We start from the raw sequence: 17,039 nt of genomic DNA, 5'->3' as shown, positions 1-17,039 counted from the left end.
CCGGCACTCGACCTCCACGGGGGACAGCAGCGATGGACCCGCTCACCGGCCACGGCCCCACCCAGCAGGACCGCGCCGACTTCGAGTACGCCCTCGGCCGGGCGCTCGCCGACCCGGCGGTGCGTGCCGCACTGGCCGACGACACCGCGCAGGCCGCCCGGCTGCGGACCCTTGCCCGGCAGCGCACCGCGGAGATCCTGGCCGCCGCCGAACCCGAGTACCTGGCCTACAGCCGGCTCCGGGGCACCGCGACGGACGCACCGGGCCCCGCCGCCGAACCCGGCGAACGGCTGTCCGGCTGGTTCGGCGCGCTGGCCCTGGTGGTGCCGATCGTGATGGGCAGCGCCGCCGCCGTGTTCTTCCTGCTCGGCGCCGTCATCGGCCTGTCCGGCCCGCACGCCGCCTCCGCCGACGTGCTGCGCACCGCCGCCTGGAGCACCGTCGCGGCCGCCGTCGCCAGCGCCCTGATCGGCCTGCTCGGTCTGCTGTTCAGCGCCGCCCGCCAGCGGGCCGTGCCCGGCGAGGAGCCGCAGCACGCCCAGGACCTGTCCGCCGCCCGCACCGCCTGGCGCACCGCGCTGCTCCACCGCGGCCTGATCCCCTTCCTGCTGGCCGACCTGCGCACCGCCGAGCCCGGCCGCTGAGAACCGCCGACCGCACCGGCCCGGGGCGGGCTCGGCGCAGGCTCCGCGCGGGCTCGGACGGGCTCGGACGGGCTCGGCGCAGGCTCCGCGCGGGCGATATGGAGGCGATAACGCGGTGATGACGTGCCCTTCTAGGGTCGGCCCGTAGGCGGTCCCGGAGTGGGCCCGCACCGGGCAGGGAAGAGGGCGACGCCATGGAGTTCCGGATGCTCGGTCCGGTCCACCTGCTGGCCGACGGCCGGGAGGACACGCTGAGCGGCACCAAGCAGCGGACGATGTTCGCCACGCTGGTGCTGGCCGCCGGCCAGGGGGTCTCGGACGAGCACCTCGGGCGGATGCTGTGGGACGAGCGCCCGCCCGGCACGGCCCCCGCGCAGCTCCACACCTATGCCTCGCGGCTCCGGCCCCGGGTCGGCCCCGACGTGCAGCTGGTGCGGATCCGATCGGGGTACCGGCTGCTCGCCGAGCACGTGCCCTGCGACCTGACCCGGTTCACCGATCTGTCGGGCGACGGCTTCCGGGCGCTGCGCGAGCAGCGCTTCGAGGCGGCGGCCGACCTGCTGCGGGCGGCGCTGGAGTGCTGGAGCGGCGAGGCGCTGGCGGATGTGACGGACCATCTGGCGGCCGCGGAGCGCCCGCGGCTGGAGGAGGCTCGGCTGGCGGCCCTGGAGGCCCGGATCGAGGCCGACCTGATCACCGGCCGGCACCGTCGGCTGATCTCCGAGCTGACCGGCCTGGTCGCCCGGCACCCGATGCGGGAGCGGTTCCGGGCGCTGCTGATGACGGCGCTGTCCCGCTCGGAGCGGCAGGCCGAGGCGATGTCGCTCTACCTGGACGGTCGGCGGCTGCTCGCGGACGAGCTCGGCGTCGAACCGGGCCGGCTGCTGGTGCGGACGTACCAGGCGATCCTGAGCGGCGAGGCGCGGGCCGTCATGCCGCCTCGGCCTGCGCACTGATCTCGTCGACGGTGCGGAAGGTGAGCAGCCGGGCCCCGGCGCCGAGCGCGATGGCCAGCAACTCCTCGGCCGGGTACGGGTCGAGGACCGGGGGCGGCTCCAGCAGCAGCCGGTGCAGGCGGACCAGCAGGGCGCGCAGGGCGGTGCGCAGCCACAGCGGTCCGACCGCCACACCAGCCGCCCACAGGGTGAGGCAGGCCGTCGCGGCGTACAGGGTCTCGTAGGCGGCGGCCAGTTCGCGCCCCGTCGGGCTGCCGGCCGGTTCGGTCGGCAGTTCGGCCATCCGCCGGTGCAGCTCGTCACCGGCGGCCAGCAGCGACCTGGCCAGGCCCTGCGCCTCGGCGCCGGCGGCGTCGAGCGCATCACCGCCGACCAGTCGGGGCAGCGCCTGGACAGGGCTGCAGCCGCCCCGGGGGCGGGCGTCGGGCCCCGGGGCGTCCACCGTCGCGGGCAGCGGCGCGCCCAGCCGGACGGCCTCGGCGAGCCCCGCCCCGTCCACCGCCTCGGAGGCGAACCCGTGGACCAACCAGGGGAATTGGGCGGTCAGCGCGCCGCGCAGGCGTTCCACCCTCGACACCTGGGGGGCGGCCGGGTGGTCCAGCGCGGACGTCGCCTCGGCGACCAGGGCCGGCACCAGGGCCGAGACCACCGTGAGGGTGAGGTCCGCCTCCGCGGGGAGCACGTGCGCGCTGCGGGCCGCCAGCACGGTGGCGGCCTCGGCGGCGCCGAGCAGGGCGGCGGCCCGGCCCAGCGCGTGCGCGCCGGTCGCGCCGACCGCGCCGTCGTGCAGCGCCGCCCGCAGGGCGCGGTCGCCGGCGTCCAGGCTCTGCGCCCAGCCCGTGACGTGCAGCGGGAGCGGGCCGCCGCCGATGGAGGCCGGGTCGAGGCCGGACAGCCCGTGCAGGCTGCTCGTGGTGCGGGGAGCGGACGGCGGGTCGGCGGGGTGCGGCTCGGAGGCGCTGGTCATCGCCGGCTCCTTCGGGGAACGGGGCAGCTGCGTCCCACTGTGCCCCGGCGGCCTATACGTCGCCGATATCGCCGCCGGGCGCTTCGCCCGCGGCCGGCCCGAGGGCCGCCAGCTCCTGTTCCGCCAGTTCCAGATCGCGTTCGGCCCCGCCGGCCCGGAGCAGCTCGGCCGCCCGGTCCAGCCGCTCCCGCGCCTCGTCGGTGCGGCCGAGCGCGGCCGCGGCCCGCCCGAGCGCCACGCCGACCCGGCCCTCCGCGACGACGGTTCCGCACCGGCCGACCAGGTCCAGGGCGATCAGCAGCTCGGCGTGCGCCTCGGCGGCCCGGCCGCGCCGCAGCATCGTCTCGCCCAGGCCGAGCCGGGCGTGGGCGGAGCCCAGCAGGTCGCGCTTGGCCGTCACCACCCGGAGCACCACCTGGAGTTCGCGCTCCGCGTCCGCGAACCGCTCCAGCTCCGACAGCACCCGGGCGTACCGGAAGTGGACCTGGGCGGTGACCCCGGTCTCGCCGATCCGCCGGGCGACCGCCACCGCCTGCTCGGCGTACGTCAGCGCCGCGTCGGGCCGGCCGACGTCAAGCTCGCCCTGTGCCAGGAAGCCGAGCACGTGCGCCTCGCAGGACAGGTCGCCCGCCGCCCGGAACAGTTCGACGGCCTCGGCGAGCCGGGCCCCGGCCGAGGCCGGATCGCCCTGGACGCGGTCCAGCACGGCCAGTGAGCGCACCGCCAGGGCGCGCCCGTGCTCCTCCCCGATCTGTTCGAACAGGGCCTGGGCGCGGAGCAGCGGTTCGGCGGCCGCGGAGACGTACTGGGTGCCGATCCAGCGTTCGCCCAGCGACTCCAGCACAGCGGCCTCGCCGCGCAGGTTCCCGGCGGCCCGGGTCGCGGCCAGCGCGCGGTCGCAGCTGTCCTGCCAGTCGTCGAGGTACGCCCTGGTCCGGAACAGCACGACGGTGCAGCCCAGCAGGTCCCAGGCCAGCTCGTCCAGGCCCAGCCGGGCGGCCTGGTCGATCGCGGCGACCAGTGACAGCCGCTCGGCCTCGAACCACTCCAGCGGGTCGGCCGTCAGCTCCTCCAGCAGCAGGGCGTCCAGTTCGAGGCGCGGGGCGGAGCCGTGGATCAGCGCGAAGTCCCCGCCGTACTCAACCCGGTGGGCGTGCTCGGCGACGGTCAGGTAGCCGCGCAGTGCCCGGTGCAGGCTCTGCGTCCGCTCGTCCTCGCTGTCCTCCGCCGCGGCCCGCTCGCGGGCGAACAGGGCGAGCAGGTTCTGCTGCCGGAAGCGCAGCCGCCCGGTGCCGTCGGTGCCGGTGACCTCCAGCAGTTGGACGTCGACCAGGTGCTCCAGCAGCCGTTCCGCCTCGAACGGGTGGACGTCGACCAGCGCGGCGGCCGTCCAGACGGTGACGTCGGGCGCCTCCAGCAGCGCGAGGCGGCGGTACAGCCGGGCCGCGTCCGGCGCCAACTGGCGGTAGCTGACCGCGAATCCGGCCCGGACCTGCGACTCGCCCTGGCTGAGCTCGTCCAGTCGGCGGCGCTCGTCGGCCAGCCGGGCCACCAGGTGGGGCACGCTCCAGTGCGGCTTCGAGGCCAGCCGGGCCGCGGCGATCCGCAGCGCCAGCGGCAGCCGGTCGCACAGTTCGGCCAGCCGCTCGGCCTGCTCGGGGTCGGCGGCGACCCGGTCCTCGGGCACGATCCGGCCCAGCAGTTCGACAGCCTCGCCCGGTGGCAGCACACCGAGTTGGACGCGCACCGCGCCGTAACGGAGCATCAGCTGCTCCATCGGCTGGCGGCCGGTGACGATCACGCAGCACTGCCCGGTGCCCGGCAGCAGCGGGTCGACCTGCGCCGCGTCGCGGGCGTTGTCCAGCACCACCAGGACCCGGCGGCCCGCCAGCAGGCTGCGGTACAGCTCGGTGCGTTCGCCGGTGTCGGCCGGGATCTGCTCGCTGGGCACGCCGAGGGCGCGCAGGAAGCGGCTCAGCACGTCGGCGGCGGTGGTCGGCTCCCGGGTCCCGTCGTGGCCGCACAGGTCGACGTACAGCCGGGCGTCCGGGAACCGGGCGGCGACGCGGTGCGACCAGTGCACGGCGAGGCCGGTCTTGCCGACGCCGGGGACGCCGGTGATCAGGCCGATGCCGGGCGGCTGCTCCTCCGCCCGGCCCTCCAGCAGCCGGTCGAGCGTCGCGGTCTCGGCGGCCCGGCCGGTGAAGGCCGGCACGTTGGGCGGCAGGAAGAACGGCGTCGGGCGGGATCCGGCCGCCGGCGCGGGCGGCAGCGGGATCGCCGGGAGCGGCGCCGGCGGCGGGCCGTCCTCGGGCGGGGCGAGCGCGGGGTCGTCGCGCAGGATCGCGTCGTGCAGTTGGAGCAGCGCGGCGCCCGGTTCCAGGCCGAGTTCCTCGACGGACTGCCGGCGGCCCTCGCGGAAGGTCTCCAGCGCCTCCGCCCGCCGCCCGGCCAGGTACTGGGCCCGCATCAGGATGTGCCGGGCGCGCTCGCGCAGCGGCTGCTCGCGGACCGCCGCCGCCAGCGACCCGATCACCTCCAGGTTCCGTCCGAGGGCGAGGTTGAGTTCGGCGAGCGCCTCCTGGCAGCACATCCGCACCTCCTCCAGGCGTGCGGTCTCGTCCTCGACCTGCCGCCCGGTGACGCCCTCCAGCACGGGCCCGCGCCACAGTTCGAGCGCGCGTTCGTAGCAGGCGGCGGCCTCGGCCGTCCGCCCGCCGCCGACCGCCTGCTCGGCCCGCTGGACGAGGTCCTGCAGGACCAGCAGGTCGATCCGGTGGCCGGCCGAGTTGAGCTGGTACCCGGGGTGGACGGTGGTGATCAGGTCGTCGCCGCAGCCCTCCGCCCGGAAGACCTTGCGCAGGCCCGCGACGCAGATCGCCACCTGGGTGCGGGCGGTGGCCGGCGGGACGCCCTGCCAGACCGCCTCGACCATCGCGTCCACCGAGACCACGGAGTCCGGGGACAGCAGCAGCAGGGCGAGGATGGTGCGCTGGCGCGGACCGCCGACGGCCGTGCGCCGGCCGTCGGCGGTGACCGACAGCGGGCCGAGCAGGCCGAATTCGATCCGCGCGTCCAACCGATCCCCCGTTCGCCGGGACGCCCCTCCCCGGTACGGGCGCCTGTGCCGGGAAGCTTCACCCCTCCCCTGCACTTGATCACAGTACCGGCGCGCATCCCGTCCGCCGCGTCCGGCCGCTCGCGCGGTCCAACCGCCGGAGCCGCGGCCAAGGTCGGGCCGGGACCGGGGCGGCGACCGGCGGGCGCGCCGACGCCCGGGCCGGCTCAGGCGCGGTCGGGGACCCGGGTCAGGGTGCGGATCGGGCGGGTCAGCAACAGGGCGGTGGCGGTCAGGGTGGCGACGACGAGGCCGGTGAGCAGGACGGGGGTGCTGCCGAAGGCGTGCACGGCGGGGCCCGCCAGGGCGCTGCCGAGCGGGTAGAGGCCGACGGAGCCTGCCACTTCGTACGCGTGGACGCGGTTGAGGACCTCGCCGGGGACCTGGGTCTGCACGCTGGTCGCCCACATGACGCCCCAGATGCCGATGCCCGCGCCGACCAGGACCTGGGCGGCGGCGAGCAGCCAGACCGGGGCGTCGAGGACCAGGGCGAGGGGGTAGAGCGGGTAGGCGAACATGGCGACGGCGCCGGCGGCGAGCGGCCGGGCGGGCTTGTACCGGATGGCGATCAGCCCGCCGGCCACGGTGCCCGCGCCGAGCGCGCAGTTGACCAGGCCGAACGCGGTGGCGCCGTGCCGGGGGACGATCAGGCCGGCGGCCAGGGAGAGCTGCGGGCCCCAGGCGAGCACGGCGTGGACCATCCAGATCACGATCACGCCCCAGAGCCAGCTGCGGGCGCGGAACTCGTGCCAGCCGACCACCAGGTTGCGCCACAGCCCGTCGCCGGCCGGCGGGGCGGGCACCCGGCCGAGGCGCAGCGCGAACAGGCAGCTCGCACTGGTCGCGTAGGCGAGGGCGGAGATCGCCATCACCCAGCCGGTGGAGCCGAATCCGACCAGCACGCCGGCCAGCGCGGGCCCGCCCAGCCCGGTGATCGCCTCGGAGGTGCGCAGCACCCCGTTGGCGCCCTGCACGTCCCGGGCGATCAGCGGGACGGTGGACGAAGCGCCGGGCTGGAACAGGGCGTTGGCGGTGCCGGCCACCGCCAGCAGGGCGTACAGCTGCCACAGGTGGTCGATGCCGTGCAGGAAGAGGACGGCGAGCAGGACGTGCGCGGTGAGGTTGGCCAGGTCGGCGACGATCATCATCCGGCGGGCGGTGAACCGGTCGGCGAGCACCCCGCCGAACAGCACCAGGCCGGCGAACGGGCCGACCAGGAAGGCCATCGCGTAGCCGGCGGTGGCCAGGCCGTGGCCGCTGTCGATCAGGCCGGCCGAGACGGCGACCGGGAGCATCGCCCAGCTGAGCAGGCCCGCGCTGCGGGCGGTGAACCAGTAGCGGAAGTTGCGGGACCAGATCGCCGGTTCGGCGGGCCGGTCGAGGGCCGGCGCGGGGGCTTCGGCCAGGCGTTCGGACACGGGTGGTTCAGTCCTTCGGGTCGGTGCGGACGGCGGCGAGTTCCGCGCGCAGCGCGGCGTTCTCCGCCTCCAGCCGGGCGAGGCGCTCGCGGACCGGGGCGAGCGCCCGGTCGAGTTCGTCCTGGCTGAAGCGCGGGGTGATGTGGTTGGGGCAGTTCCAGGCGAACGCCTCCACCCGGACGGTGACGACCTGTTCGACCCGCCCGTCGGTGCGCGGGGAGTCGAGGCGGGCGACCAGCTCCGGGCACCGGTCGGCGGGGACGGCGGTGGCCCGGCCGAACAGCTTGAGCCGGGCCTGCCGGGCGTGGTCGAGGAAGAACAGCGACACCCGGTCGTCGGCGCGCAGGTTGCCGGTGGTCAGGTACTGCCGGTTGCCGCGGACGTCCAGGTAGCCGAGGGTGTGCTCGTCCAGCACGTGGACGAAGCCCGGCGGGCCGCCCCGGTACTGGAGGTACGGCCAGCCGTTCTCGTTCACGGTGCCGACCAGGAAGCCGTCGAGACCGCGGATGAACGCGGCGGCGGCGCCGGTGAGCGGCTCGGGCTCCCCGGCGGGCTCCCGCAGTCGGCGGCCGGCCGCGGCGGCGCTGCCCAGCTCCTGCTGGACGCGGCGCACCGCCGGGGTGGACGCCAGCAGGTCGTAGCGGCTCATGCGGGGTCCGGGAGCAGGGGCACGGTGTCACCTCGGGGTGTCGGCGCGGGCGGTGCGCCCACCGTACGGAGGCGGCCTGTACGCGCCCCCGCAGCCGGACCAGAGGCCGCCACCACGCCCCTGGCCTGCTGCTACTGACTCTCCGTCACGGCCGACCGGCAGAACGGCGGAAGTGCCGGGACTGCCGCTCAGCGCAGCCGGGTGACGCCCATCCCCCGGGACAGCCGCAGCGCCTCCCGCCAGTGCCCGACGGCGAGGCCGGGCGCGCCGAGGGCGGACTGCGCGCGGCCGAGCGCCAGCAAGGCCCTCACCTCCCCCGGCAGGTGGCCGGTCTCCCGGTGCACGGCGAGCGCCCGGTGGCCGCTGTCCAGCGCCGCCCGCGGCTGGTCCAGCCTGGTGCGGACGCAGGTCAGGGCGGTGAGCGCGTTGCCTTCGAGCATGCGGAAACCGGCCGCACGGGTGAGTCGGAGAGCGCTTTCCACGTGCGGCAGCGCGGCCTGCGGATCGGAGTCGGAGCGGGTGGTGGCGAGGCCGATCAGGGCGACGGCCTGCGGGTGCCGGTCGGCGGCGGCCTCGGCGAGGCGCAGCGCCTCCCGGTAGCCGGCGGCCGCGTCGGCCCGGCGGTGCGCGCGTTCCTGTGCGGCGGCCAGCGCGAGGTGGGCGCCCGCCTCCAGCGCGGGGTGGCGCACGCCGCGGGCGGCGGTGATCGCCGCCCGGGCGAGCAGCCGGCCGGCGGCGGGGTCGCCGAGGTCGGTGCGCGCCCCGGAGAGGCAGGTCAGCGCCACCGCCTCGCTGAACGTGTTGCCGGTGCTGCGGTGCATGGGCAGCGTCGCGTCGAGCAGCCGGACGGCGTCGGCGGGGCGGCCCAGGGCGCGGCGGACGACGGCCAGGTTGGTGCGGTCGACGGCCTCCTCGGCGTAGGCGCCGCAATCGTGGTGCAGCCGGGCGGCCCGGGCGAAGTGCTCGGCGGCCTGCCGGAGCCGGCCGAGCTTCCCGCAGATCAGTCCGAGGACGGTGAGGTCGTCCGGGTGCCCGGCCTCGGCGGCGGTGAACTCCCGTGCGGCATCGGGACGTTCGACGTCGGCACGTTCGGCATCACGGCGTTCGGCATCACGGCGTTCGGCGAGCCGGCGGGCGGTGGCGGGGAAACCGGTGTCGCAGGCCTGCCGGACGACGGCGGCCAGGTCCCCGGTCCCGGCGCCCGTCAGGTACCGGTCGAACAGCCGCTGCCGCGCGGCGTCCGCCTCCTGACGGTCGGTCAACTTCCGGGCGTGGGCGCGCAGCAGCCCGGGCAGCGCGTACCGGCCGGCCGGGTGTTCGCGCAGCAGGTGGGCGTCGGCCAGGGTGCGCAGCAGCGCGGCGGCCTCGGCGGGGTCGGTCTCCGCGAGGGCCGCGGCGCCGTCGACGGTGGTGTCCGGGCCCGGGAGCAGGCCGAGCAGGCGGTACAACCGCCGGGCGGGGCCGGGCAGCGCCCGGTAGGAGAGGTCGAACGCGGCCCGGACGGTCGAGCGCGGGTCGCCCTCGACGTGCAGCAGGTCGAGCAGGTCGTCGCCGGCCAGCCGGGCGCAGTGCTCAGCGATCGTGCCGTCCCGGGCGACCAGGTCGGCGCCGGCGGCGCGGACGGCCAGCGGCAGCCCGTCGCAGAGCTCCACCAGGCGACGGGCGGCGTCGGGTTCGGCGGCGGTCCGGCACTCGCCGACGACGCTGCCGAGCAGGTCGCGGGCCTCGTCCGGGTCGAGCGCGCCCAGCGTGAGGCGGCGGGCGCCGTCGCCGGCGACCAGCCCGGTCAGGCGGTGGCGGCCGGTGACCACGACGGCGCAGCCGCGGGTACCGGGCAGCAGCGGCCGGACCTGCTCGGGGTCGCGGGCGTTGTCCAGCACGATCAGCGCCCGGCGGTCGGCGAGCAGTGTGCGGTAGAGCGCGGCGGCCTCGTCCGGGTCGGCGGGGAGCCGGTCGGGCGGGGTGCCGAGGGCGCGCAGGAACCGGGCGAGCACCTCGGCGGGCCGCAGGGCGGGCTGCGCGGACTGGCCGTGCAGGTCGATGTACAGCTGCCCGTCGGGGAAGTGCTCGCGGCGGGTGTGCGCCCAGTGCACGGCGAGGGCGGTCTTGCCGATGCCGGGCGGGCCGACCACCGTGACCAGGCGCGGCTGCGGGCCCGGGGAGACCAGGGTGTCGAGGACCTGGAGCTGGGCCCGGCGGCCGAGGTGGCGGCCGGTCTCGGCGGGCAGCTGGGCCGGCGGGCCGCCCACGGGCCTCCCCGGCCGGCTCGGCAGGCCGCTCTCCGACCGCGCCGGTAGCGGGAGTTGACGCCGGAGCACCCGCAGGTGGGCGTCGTCGGCCTCCGGGCCGGGGGCGATGCCGAGTTCCTCGTCGAGGCGCTCGCGCAGACGGTGGAACACGTCGAGCGCGGCGGCCTGTTCACCGTCGCCGGCCAGCGCGAGGATCAGCCGGGCGTGCAGTCCTTCGTGCAGCGGCTCGGCGTGCACCAGCTCCCACAGCCGGGGGACGGCGTCGGCGGGCCGGTGCAGCAGCAGGGCGGTGTCGGCGTACAGCAGCGCGGCGCGGATCCGCCGTTCGCCCGCCGCGACGGCGGCCGGGTGCCCGCGCAGCGCGAGGTCCGCGTCGGCGAGCACCGGGCCGCGCCACCAGCCCAGCGCCCGGGCCAGCGTCTCGTGGACGGTCGCCGGGTCCGGCGCGTGGTGCGTGCAGACGGTGCGGGCCAACAGGGCGTCGAAGCGGCCGAGATCGGTGTCCTCCGGGCCGGCCGTCAGCCGGTAGCCGACCGGCGTGCGGACCACCCCGCCGGCCCCGAGCAGGCGGCGGACCTGGCTGACGTACGTGTGCACCAGGCTCTGCCGCGACTCCGGCGGCCCGTCCGGCCAGAGCGTGTCGGTGATCTCCTCCGGGGTGGCCGGCTCCGGGTGCTTGAGCGCCAGCAGTCCGAGCAGGCGGCGCAGCATCGGGCTGGTGACGGGAACGGTCCCGTCGCCCTGCCGGAGCGCCAGCGGCCCGAGGACCAGCAGCCGCGGCGAGCCCTCGAGGCCGCCGCCCGCCAACTCGTCCTGGCCGTCGGTGAGTTCGGCCATCTCCTCACCGGTCAGCGCGAACGCCTCGGCCAGCCTCCGGAGGGTGCCCGCCCGCGGCCGCCCGACCCGCCCCTGTTCGAGGTCGCGCAACGCCCGCGCACTGAGCCCGGCCCGCTCGGCGACCACCTGCTGGCTCAGCCCGGCCCGACGGCGCAACGCCCGCAGCCGACGACCGAACGGAGCCCCGCCGACCGCCGCCGGTCCTGCCATCGCATCCCCCTCGTCCACCCCGGACGGCCAGTCTGGCCGGGCCGTTCGCCCCCGGCAAGGGAGGACCGACGGGCGGTCGGCTCAGCCCGTCAGCCGGCCGAGCAACCGACTCCAGCGACCGGGCCCGCACCCACGACGCCGCCCGCCAGAAGCTCTTCACCGACCCGCCGGTGAGCTTCGACACCGAGCCGAACAACAAAAATCCCCAGGTCATCGACCTGGGGATTCCTTGAAGAGCGGGCGACGAGAATCGAACTCGCGCTCTAAGCTTGGGAAGCTCATGTTCTACCATTAAACTACGCCCGCATTGACGGTCCGTCAGGGACGGATCGATCAAGCACCACTGTACCCCATGCGGCGGGGCGGGAGGGCCGGGTTCCGGGTGGCGGCGAGCCTCGTGGGGTGGTGTCCGGTTGATCCCCTAATGTGACACTGTCTGCGGAACTGTGGGAAGGGGACCGATGGAGCAGCGCACCGTGGTTCGTTGTGCCGAGGGGCATGTGTTCAGTACGGCGGCGTTTCCGATGCAGCAGTTGCAGGCGGGCCGGCTGGGGCCGGGGCGGTTGTTGCGGTGCCCGGGGTGCGGGCGGCTGCGGAATTCGGTGCCGGCGGACGTGTCGGAGCTGTCGGCAGCCCAACTGGGGCGCGGCGCGCGGCGGTAGGCCTTCCGGGCGGCCATCGCAGCAGGTCCACGGGCCGGTCGCTTTTGGGCGGCCCGGCCCGGGACACGTACCCTCGGGGGCGTGCTGCTCTCTGACAATGACATCCGTGCCGAGATCGACAAGGGGCGGGTCGTCGTCGACCCGTTCGACCCGTCGATGGTCCAGCCGTCGAGCATCGACGTCCGCCTCGACCGGTTCTTCCGGGTTTTCGAGAACCACCGCTACCCGCACATCGACCCCTCCGAGGAGCAGCCGGACCTGACCCGGCTGGTGGAACCGGAGGGCGACGACGCGTTCATCCTGCACCCGGGCGAGTTCGTGCTGGCGTCCACCTACGAGGTGATCACGCTGCCGAACGACGTGGCGTCGCGGCTGGAGGGCAAGTCCAGCCTGGGCCGGCTCGGCCTGCTGACCCACTCGACCGCGGGCTTCATCGACCCGGGCTTCAGCGGCCACGTGACGCTGGAGCTGTCGAACGTGGCGACGCTGCCGATCAAGCTGTACCCGGGGATGAAGATCGGCCAGCTGTGCCTGTTCCGGCTGTCCTCGCCGGCCGAGCACCCGTACGGCTCGGAGCGCTACGGCTCCCGGTACCAGGGCCAGCGCGGCCCGACGCCGTCCCGGTCGTTCCAGAACTTCCACCGCACCCAGGTCTGAGCCGCTTCGGCAGAGCGCACGGACAGCAGACAGACGCCAAGGAGGGCCGGTCCCGCAGCCGCGGGGCCGGCCCTCGTCGTGCGTCAGGCGCGCTTGGGGCTGGTCCGGGCGACCAGCTCGGTGCCGTCCGCGGAGAGGGTCAACTCGGTGCGCAGTTCGACGAGTTCGCCGAGGTGGTGGAGGTGGGTGCCGCCGCAGGGGATCTCCGCGGCGCCGTCCGGGAGGTCGGCGTGCCAGCGGCGGCGGGCGGTGAGCTCGGGGCCGGGGACGTCGATCCGGACGGCCGCGTCGGCGGCGACCCAGGCGGCCAGCCGGGCGTTGACGTCCGCGGTGAGGGCGGGCAGCGCGTCGGCGAGGGCGGGGAGCTCCTCGGTGGCGTCGACGGTGAAGCCCTTCTTCTTCAGCGACTTGCCGATCCGGTAGGTGTCGGTGCTGGCCTCGGTGTCCATCACCGAGGTGTCCATGGCGAGGCTGTCGAAGTCCGGGTTCCCGAAGGCGTCGGCGCGGCCCGGGTCCTTGCGCCAGCGCGGCGCGAGCGCGGCGTTCAGGGCGAGCGCCAGCAGGTGGCAGCCGGTGTGCGCGGCGGACAGCAGCGCCCGGCGCTCGGCGTCGACGGCGAGTTCGGCGGTGCGGCCGACGGCCTCCGGCCCGAGCGCGTCGGCGGGCAGCACGTGCAGCACCAGCCAGGACCACTCCTCGTCGCCGCGCCGGACCGGGATGTCGGCGCCGGCCGCGAACTCGCCGGCCGGGCCGTGGCCACCGGTGAGGCAGTCGACGACGGGGTGCGCGACGCCGTCGACGGTGAGGGTGCCGAGGTCGGCGGGCTGGTCGGGCCAGGTGTGGTCGACGGGGTGGAACGGGGTGGCCTCGGTGACCACGGCGGTGCGCCCGTCCGGCAGGGTGTGCACGGCGAGGATCGGCGAGGCGCCGGTCACCGCCCCGGCCGGGAAGCTGACGTGGGTGGTGGGCAGGCTCATGCGCGGGCTCCGGACGGGTTCTGAGGGTGGGCCGAACACCTCACCCTACAAAGATCCCGCCATCCGGACGGCCGGGGCTCCGCGGCGGCCGCAGCGGCCGCGGCTCAGCCCAGCGTGGGCAGCTTGATCAGCACCAGCAGCGCGAGCAGCTGCACCGCCGCCGCTCCGGCCGCCTTGCCCCAGGGCAGGTCGTGGATCCGCCGCACCAGGATGGTCAGCAGCGCCGCGCAGCCCACCCAGGTCGCCCAGCCGACGGCCTGCACCACCAGGTTGTCGGCGGGCAGGAACAGCGCGAGCAGCAGCCGCGGGGCGTCGGTGGTCCAGCTGACCAGCACGGACAGGCCGATCGTCGACTGCCAGGGGCCGTCGCCGCCGAACTGCCGGGCCAGCGCGTAGGTGACGGCGCTGAGGATGCCGCCGGCCACCGTGAAGCCGATCGCGGCGGCGGCGATCGCCCACAGCGCGACCGCGAAGGTGGAGTGCACCACCTCGTCGTAGGTGCTGTCGAGGGCGAACACCGCGAGCACGCCGTACAGCAGCGACACGCACAGCGCGGGCAGCCAGACCTGGTGGTCGCGCATCCGGTCGAAGGTCGCGCTCGGGCGGCGGTAGATCCCGGCGAGCAGCTCCCGCCAGGGCAGCCGGGGCCCGCCGAGGTGCGGCGCGGCCTGCCCGCCGGCCCGGTAGACGGCGACGTTGTCCTCGACCGGCCGGCCGCCCTGCTCGTACGGCTGCTGGTAGTAGCCGTCGTCCGCGCCGCCGTACGGCTCGCCGTAGGACGCGTCGTACGGCTGCTCGCCGACCGCGAAGGCCCGGGTGTGGCCGGGCTGGTCGCCGTAGCGGTCGCCGGGCTGCGCGGGCGGGGGGCCGGGGTAGCCGGGGGTCGGGGCGGTGAAGTACTCGGGGACGCCGGTGGGCGCGCCGCGGTACGGGTCGCCCTGCGGGGCGCCCGGTTGGGGTGCCGTCCAGCCGTACTGGGGGTCGGCACCCCGTCCGTCGTCGTGTCGATTGCCAGCCACGCCATGACGGTACCCGCAAGGGGCCGGCCCCGGTCGGGTGATCATGACGGCGGGGCCGGATTGCAGCCGTCCTGTGACGCGGCCGCGTGGGGCGTGCGTCAGCCGGCGACGCGGCTGCCGGGCGCGTGCACCGCGGCGGCGTTGCTCAGGCCGGCCTCGCAGCCGCCGGGGCCGGCGGACAGGCGCACGGCGCCGACCGGCAGGCGGGTGCCGCAGGCGATCCGCAGGCCGTTGGAGAGCTCGTTCTCGGCCTCCAGGGCGGCGCCGTCGCCGATCACCACGCCGTCCAGCGAGCAGCGCTCACCGATCTCGGCGAAGGCGCCGACGATGGAGTCCTTGACGTACGCGCCGGCCTTGATCCGGGCGCCCTGGAGCACCACGCTGCCCTCGACGATGGCGCCGGCGGCGATCTCGGCGCCCGCCGAGACCACGGTGCCGGAGCTGAGCACGGCGGCCGGGTCGACCTGCGAGCCGGCCAGCAGCAGGGCCTCGCCGGTCGGGCCGGGGACGGCCGGGGAGTCGACCTTCCCGAGCACCAGGTCGGCGGAGCCGCGGACGAACGCGGCCGGGGTGCCGAGGTCCAGCCAGTAGGAGGTGTCGACGACGCCGCGCAGCAGGGCGCCGGTGGCGAGCAGCTCGGGGAAGGTCTCGCGCTCGACGGAGACCTCACGGCCGGCCGGGATGCGGTCGATCACCGAACGGGTGAAGACGTAGCAGCCGGCGTTGATCTGGTCGGTGACGATCTGCTCGGGGGTCTCGGGCTTCTCCAGGAAGGCGAGCACCCGGCCGCTCTCGTCGGTCGGGACCAGACCGAAGGCGCGCGGGTCGGCCACCCGGGTGAGGTGCAGGGTGACGTCGGCGCCGGAGGCGGCGTGCTCGTCGCGCAGGCCGGCGATGTCCAGGCCGGACAGGATGTCGCCGTTGAAGATCAGCACCGGCTCGTCGGGGCCGCAGGTCAGGCCGGCCGCGGCGTTCCGGATGGCGCCGCCGGTGCCCAGCGGCTCGTCCTCGGTGAGGTAGACCAGTTCGAGGCCGTACGGGCTGCCGTCCTTGAAGTGGTCGACGAAGACGTCGGCCAGGTAGGAGGTGGCGAGCACGACGCGGGTGACACCGGCGGCCGCGGCGCGGGCCAGCTGGTGGGCGATGAACGGGACGCCGGCGACGGGCAGCATGGGCTTCGGCGTGTGCGTGGTCAACGGGCGCAGTCGAGTGCCCTTGCCGCCGACCAACATGATCGCCTCGGTCATGTGCTATCTCCCCTGGTCAGATTTCGGCGGCCCGGCTCGACTGGGTCCGGTGCGCTGCTCGGTGACTGTGTCGGCCGGCATCAGGTGGCCTCCGACGGGAACCGGCACCTTACCTGGCCCCGCCGCATACTCTATTTGCTCGAACACCGTGTCAAAACCACTGACCCCGTCGGGCAGCTGTACGGGCATCGACCGGGTCCGGGGCCCCGTCCTCGCACCCGCGCCGCAGGCCACCGGCCCTGGGGCCGCGACCCCTACGGCAGCAGCCAGGAGCGTTTGGCGGTGGTTCCGGCGCCGGTGCCACCGGATCCGTTCAACTGGGCGACGGCGGTGGCGGGCAGCGCCTGGTCCCAGACCTGCACGTCGGAGATGGCGCCGTCCCAGAAGTCGCTCCAGGTGTTCTTGTAGCGCACCCGGCCGAGCTGGAGTCCGCCGGTGGTCTGCCAGACGCCCTGGACCGCGGTGGTCTGCTGGAGCACCCCGTCGACGTACAGCGTGATCTTCTTGGCGCCCGCGTCGTAGACGCCGGTGAGCAGCGTCCACCGGCCGGTGGTGGCGGCGCCGGCGGCGGCGGAGAAGGCTTGGTAGGTGGTGTTGTCCTGGGCTCCGGCGGCGGTCTGCACCTTGAACACCCACTGGTTGTGGGTGCCCCAGTCGTCCCGGCCCAGGTAGAAGGAGTAGTAGCTGTCACCGCCCTGGGTGACCACGGCCCGGCCGCCGGTCGGCGCGTTGTTGCGGACCACCGCCGAGACGGTGAAGGACCGGGAGGTGTCGACCACGGGGCTGCCGCTGTCCGCCCAGCCGTCGGTGTTGCCGTGCAGGACCAGGGTGGACCCGGTGTGGCCGGCGGTGCCGCCGACCGCGGCGCCGCCGCCGAGGGTGAGCCCGGGCAGCGTCGGCGCGGGCGCGTTCGGCTTTCCGGTGGCGCTCCCGGTGGGCTTGGCGCCGGTCCGGGCGGACGCCGAGCCCGATGGCTGCGCGGAGCCGGACGCCGAGGCCGGGGCGGACGCGGACGCCGGGTCGGACGGGCCGGGGCTCGGGTCGGCGCTCGGTGCGCCGGAGGCGGGGCCGTCGGGCTGGGCGGTGACGGCGGGCGCGGAGGTGTTCCTGGCGTTGTCGGACGGCCCGGAGAGCGCGACGGCGGTGGCGACCGCGCCGCCGATCAGGGCCACGCCGAGCGCGCCGGCGCCGATCTGCAGCCGCAGGCGGCGACGTCGGTGCTCGCGTTCGTTGGCCTCGGCGAGCGCCGCCCAGTCGGGAGCCGTGCTGGTCACCGGCGGCAGTTGGTAGGAGGGTCTCCCGCCGAAGCCACCGGGCCCCGGTATTCCCCCGTCAGCAGTCATGCGGCAGATGCTAGGTCATCGTTGATCATCCAGAACGCCCGGACCCCGGAGCCGCAACGGGCGTCCGGGGTCCGGGGAGCGAGCGG

The 17,039-nt window shown here is 75.8% G+C and carries 12 protein-coding genes, 1 tRNA gene and 1 pseudogene; 4 read left to right on the top strand and 10 right to left on the bottom strand.

What is annotated here, in order from left to right:
• The first annotated feature begins 32 nt into the window (after nucleotides 1-32).
• A complete protein-coding gene (locus ACI1MP_RS19815) occupies nucleotides 33-644 on the top strand; it encodes a hypothetical protein (RefSeq protein ID WP_380341866.1) in 612 nt (203 codons plus the stop codon).
• Between the two features lie 194 nt (nucleotides 645-838).
• Entirely contained in the window at nucleotides 839-1,600 is a 762-nt protein-coding gene (locus ACI1MP_RS19810; RefSeq protein ID WP_380341869.1) for a BTAD domain-containing putative transcriptional regulator, read from the top strand.
• Here the strand turns inward: ACI1MP_RS19810 and ACI1MP_RS19805 are convergent.
• From ACI1MP_RS19805 to ACI1MP_RS19780, 6 genes are all read right to left on the bottom strand, one after another.
• Entirely contained in the window at nucleotides 1,575-2,567 is a 993-nt protein-coding gene (locus ACI1MP_RS19805; protein WP_404869138.1) for a hypothetical protein, read from the bottom strand. The two genes, ACI1MP_RS19810 and ACI1MP_RS19805, sit on opposite strands and share 26 nt — an antisense overlap.
• 52 nt (nucleotides 2,568-2,619) lie before the next feature.
• The gene (locus ACI1MP_RS19800; RefSeq protein WP_404869137.1) at nucleotides 2,620-5,646 is read right to left on the bottom strand and encodes an AfsR/SARP family transcriptional regulator; all 3,027 of its coding nucleotides are present in this window, start codon (nucleotides 5,644-5,646) and stop codon (nucleotides 2,620-2,622) included.
• Nucleotides 5,647-5,852: 206 nt separating this feature from the next.
• Nucleotides 5,853-7,103 carry an MFS transporter gene (locus ACI1MP_RS19795; protein WP_380341877.1) on the bottom strand — a complete coding sequence of 417 codons (1,251 nt, stop codon included), beginning with the start codon at nucleotides 7,101-7,103 and terminating at the stop codon, nucleotides 5,853-5,855.
• Between the two features lie 7 nt (nucleotides 7,104-7,110).
• Nucleotides 7,111-7,752: a pyridoxamine 5'-phosphate oxidase family protein gene (locus ACI1MP_RS19790; RefSeq protein WP_404869136.1), complete on the bottom strand. Its 642-nt coding sequence runs from the start codon at nucleotides 7,750-7,752 to the stop codon at nucleotides 7,111-7,113.
• Between the two features lie 188 nt (nucleotides 7,753-7,940).
• On the bottom strand, nucleotides 7,941-11,048 hold the full coding sequence (locus ACI1MP_RS19785) for a BTAD domain-containing putative transcriptional regulator (protein ID WP_404869135.1): 3,108 nt from the start codon (nucleotides 11,046-11,048) through the stop codon (nucleotides 7,941-7,943).
• 235 nt (nucleotides 11,049-11,283) lie between these two features.
• Nucleotides 11,284-11,354: transfer RNA gene (locus tag ACI1MP_RS19780), tRNA-Gly, on the bottom strand.
• Nucleotides 11,355-11,509: 155 nt separating this feature from the next.
• Between ACI1MP_RS19780 and ACI1MP_RS19775 the strand changes: the two genes are divergently transcribed.
• The gene (locus tag ACI1MP_RS19775; protein ID WP_043915270.1) at nucleotides 11,510-11,710 is read left to right on the top strand and encodes a hypothetical protein; all 201 of its coding nucleotides are present in this window, start codon (nucleotides 11,510-11,512) and stop codon (nucleotides 11,708-11,710) included.
• Between the two features lie 81 nt (nucleotides 11,711-11,791).
• The gene (gene dcd, locus ACI1MP_RS19770; protein ID WP_100589142.1) at nucleotides 11,792-12,367 is read left to right on the top strand and encodes a dCTP deaminase; all 576 of its coding nucleotides are present in this window, start codon (nucleotides 11,792-11,794) and stop codon (nucleotides 12,365-12,367) included.
• An 83-nt stretch (nucleotides 12,368-12,450) separates the two neighbouring features.
• Here the strand turns inward: dcd and ACI1MP_RS19765 are convergent, their stop codons facing one another.
• The 4 genes and pseudogenes from ACI1MP_RS19765 to ACI1MP_RS19750 all read right to left on the bottom strand — a co-directional run bounded on the left by ACI1MP_RS19765 (nucleotide 12,451) and on the right by ACI1MP_RS19750 (nucleotide 16,953).
• Complete coding sequence (locus ACI1MP_RS19765; protein WP_404869134.1) at nucleotides 12,451-13,344, bottom strand: metal-dependent hydrolase; 894 nt, start codon at nucleotides 13,342-13,344, stop codon at nucleotides 12,451-12,453.
• Nucleotides 13,345-13,448: 104 nt separating this feature from the next.
• Nucleotides 13,449-14,363, bottom strand: a complete 915-nt coding sequence (locus ACI1MP_RS19760) for a Yip1 family protein (protein WP_404869133.1) — start codon at nucleotides 14,361-14,363, stop codon at nucleotides 13,449-13,451.
• 173 nt (nucleotides 14,364-14,536) lie between these two features.
• Nucleotides 14,537-15,610, bottom strand: a pseudogene (locus tag ACI1MP_RS19755) (sugar phosphate nucleotidyltransferase); the annotation flags it as partial.
• Nucleotides 15,611-15,864: 254 nt separating this feature from the next.
• Entirely contained in the window at nucleotides 15,865-16,953 is a 1,089-nt protein-coding gene (locus ACI1MP_RS19750; RefSeq protein WP_404869132.1) for a LamG-like jellyroll fold domain-containing protein, read from the bottom strand.
• Nucleotides 16,954-17,039 lie beyond the last annotated feature (86 nt).

Source organism: Kitasatospora griseola, from assembly GCF_044999035.1.
GTDB lineage: Bacteria > Actinomycetota > Actinomycetes > Streptomycetales > Streptomycetaceae > Kitasatospora > Kitasatospora griseola.
The sequence above is the reverse complement of the archived record's forward strand: the minus strand, read 5'-3'. Positions and strand labels throughout refer to the sequence as shown.

Excerpts from the sequence above, each read along its gene's own strand:
- ACI1MP_RS19815 (WP_380341866.1), top strand. The coding sequence starts at position 33 with ATGGACCCGCTCACCGGCCACGGCCCCACCCAGCAGGACCGCGCCGAC.
- ACI1MP_RS19810 (WP_380341869.1), top strand. The coding sequence starts at position 839 with ATGGAGTTCCGGATGCTCGGTCCGGTCCACCTGCTGGCCGACGGCCGG.
- ACI1MP_RS19805 (WP_404869138.1), bottom strand. The coding sequence starts at position 2,567 with ATGACCAGCGCCTCCGAGCCGCACCCCGCCGACCCGCCGTCCGCTCCC.
- ACI1MP_RS19790 (WP_404869136.1), bottom strand. The coding sequence starts at position 7,752 with ATGAGCCGCTACGACCTGCTGGCGTCCACCCCGGCGGTGCGCCGCGTC.
- ACI1MP_RS19785 (WP_404869135.1), bottom strand. The coding sequence starts at position 11,048 with ATGGCAGGACCGGCGGCGGTCGGCGGGGCTCCGTTCGGTCGTCGGCTG.
- ACI1MP_RS19775 (WP_043915270.1), top strand. The coding sequence starts at position 11,510 with ATGGAGCAGCGCACCGTGGTTCGTTGTGCCGAGGGGCATGTGTTCAGT.
- ACI1MP_RS19765 (WP_404869134.1), bottom strand. The coding sequence starts at position 13,344 with ATGAGCCTGCCCACCACCCACGTCAGCTTCCCGGCCGGGGCGGTGACC.
- ACI1MP_RS19750 (WP_404869132.1), bottom strand. The coding sequence starts at position 16,953 with ATGACTGCTGACGGGGGAATACCGGGGCCCGGTGGCTTCGGCGGGAGA.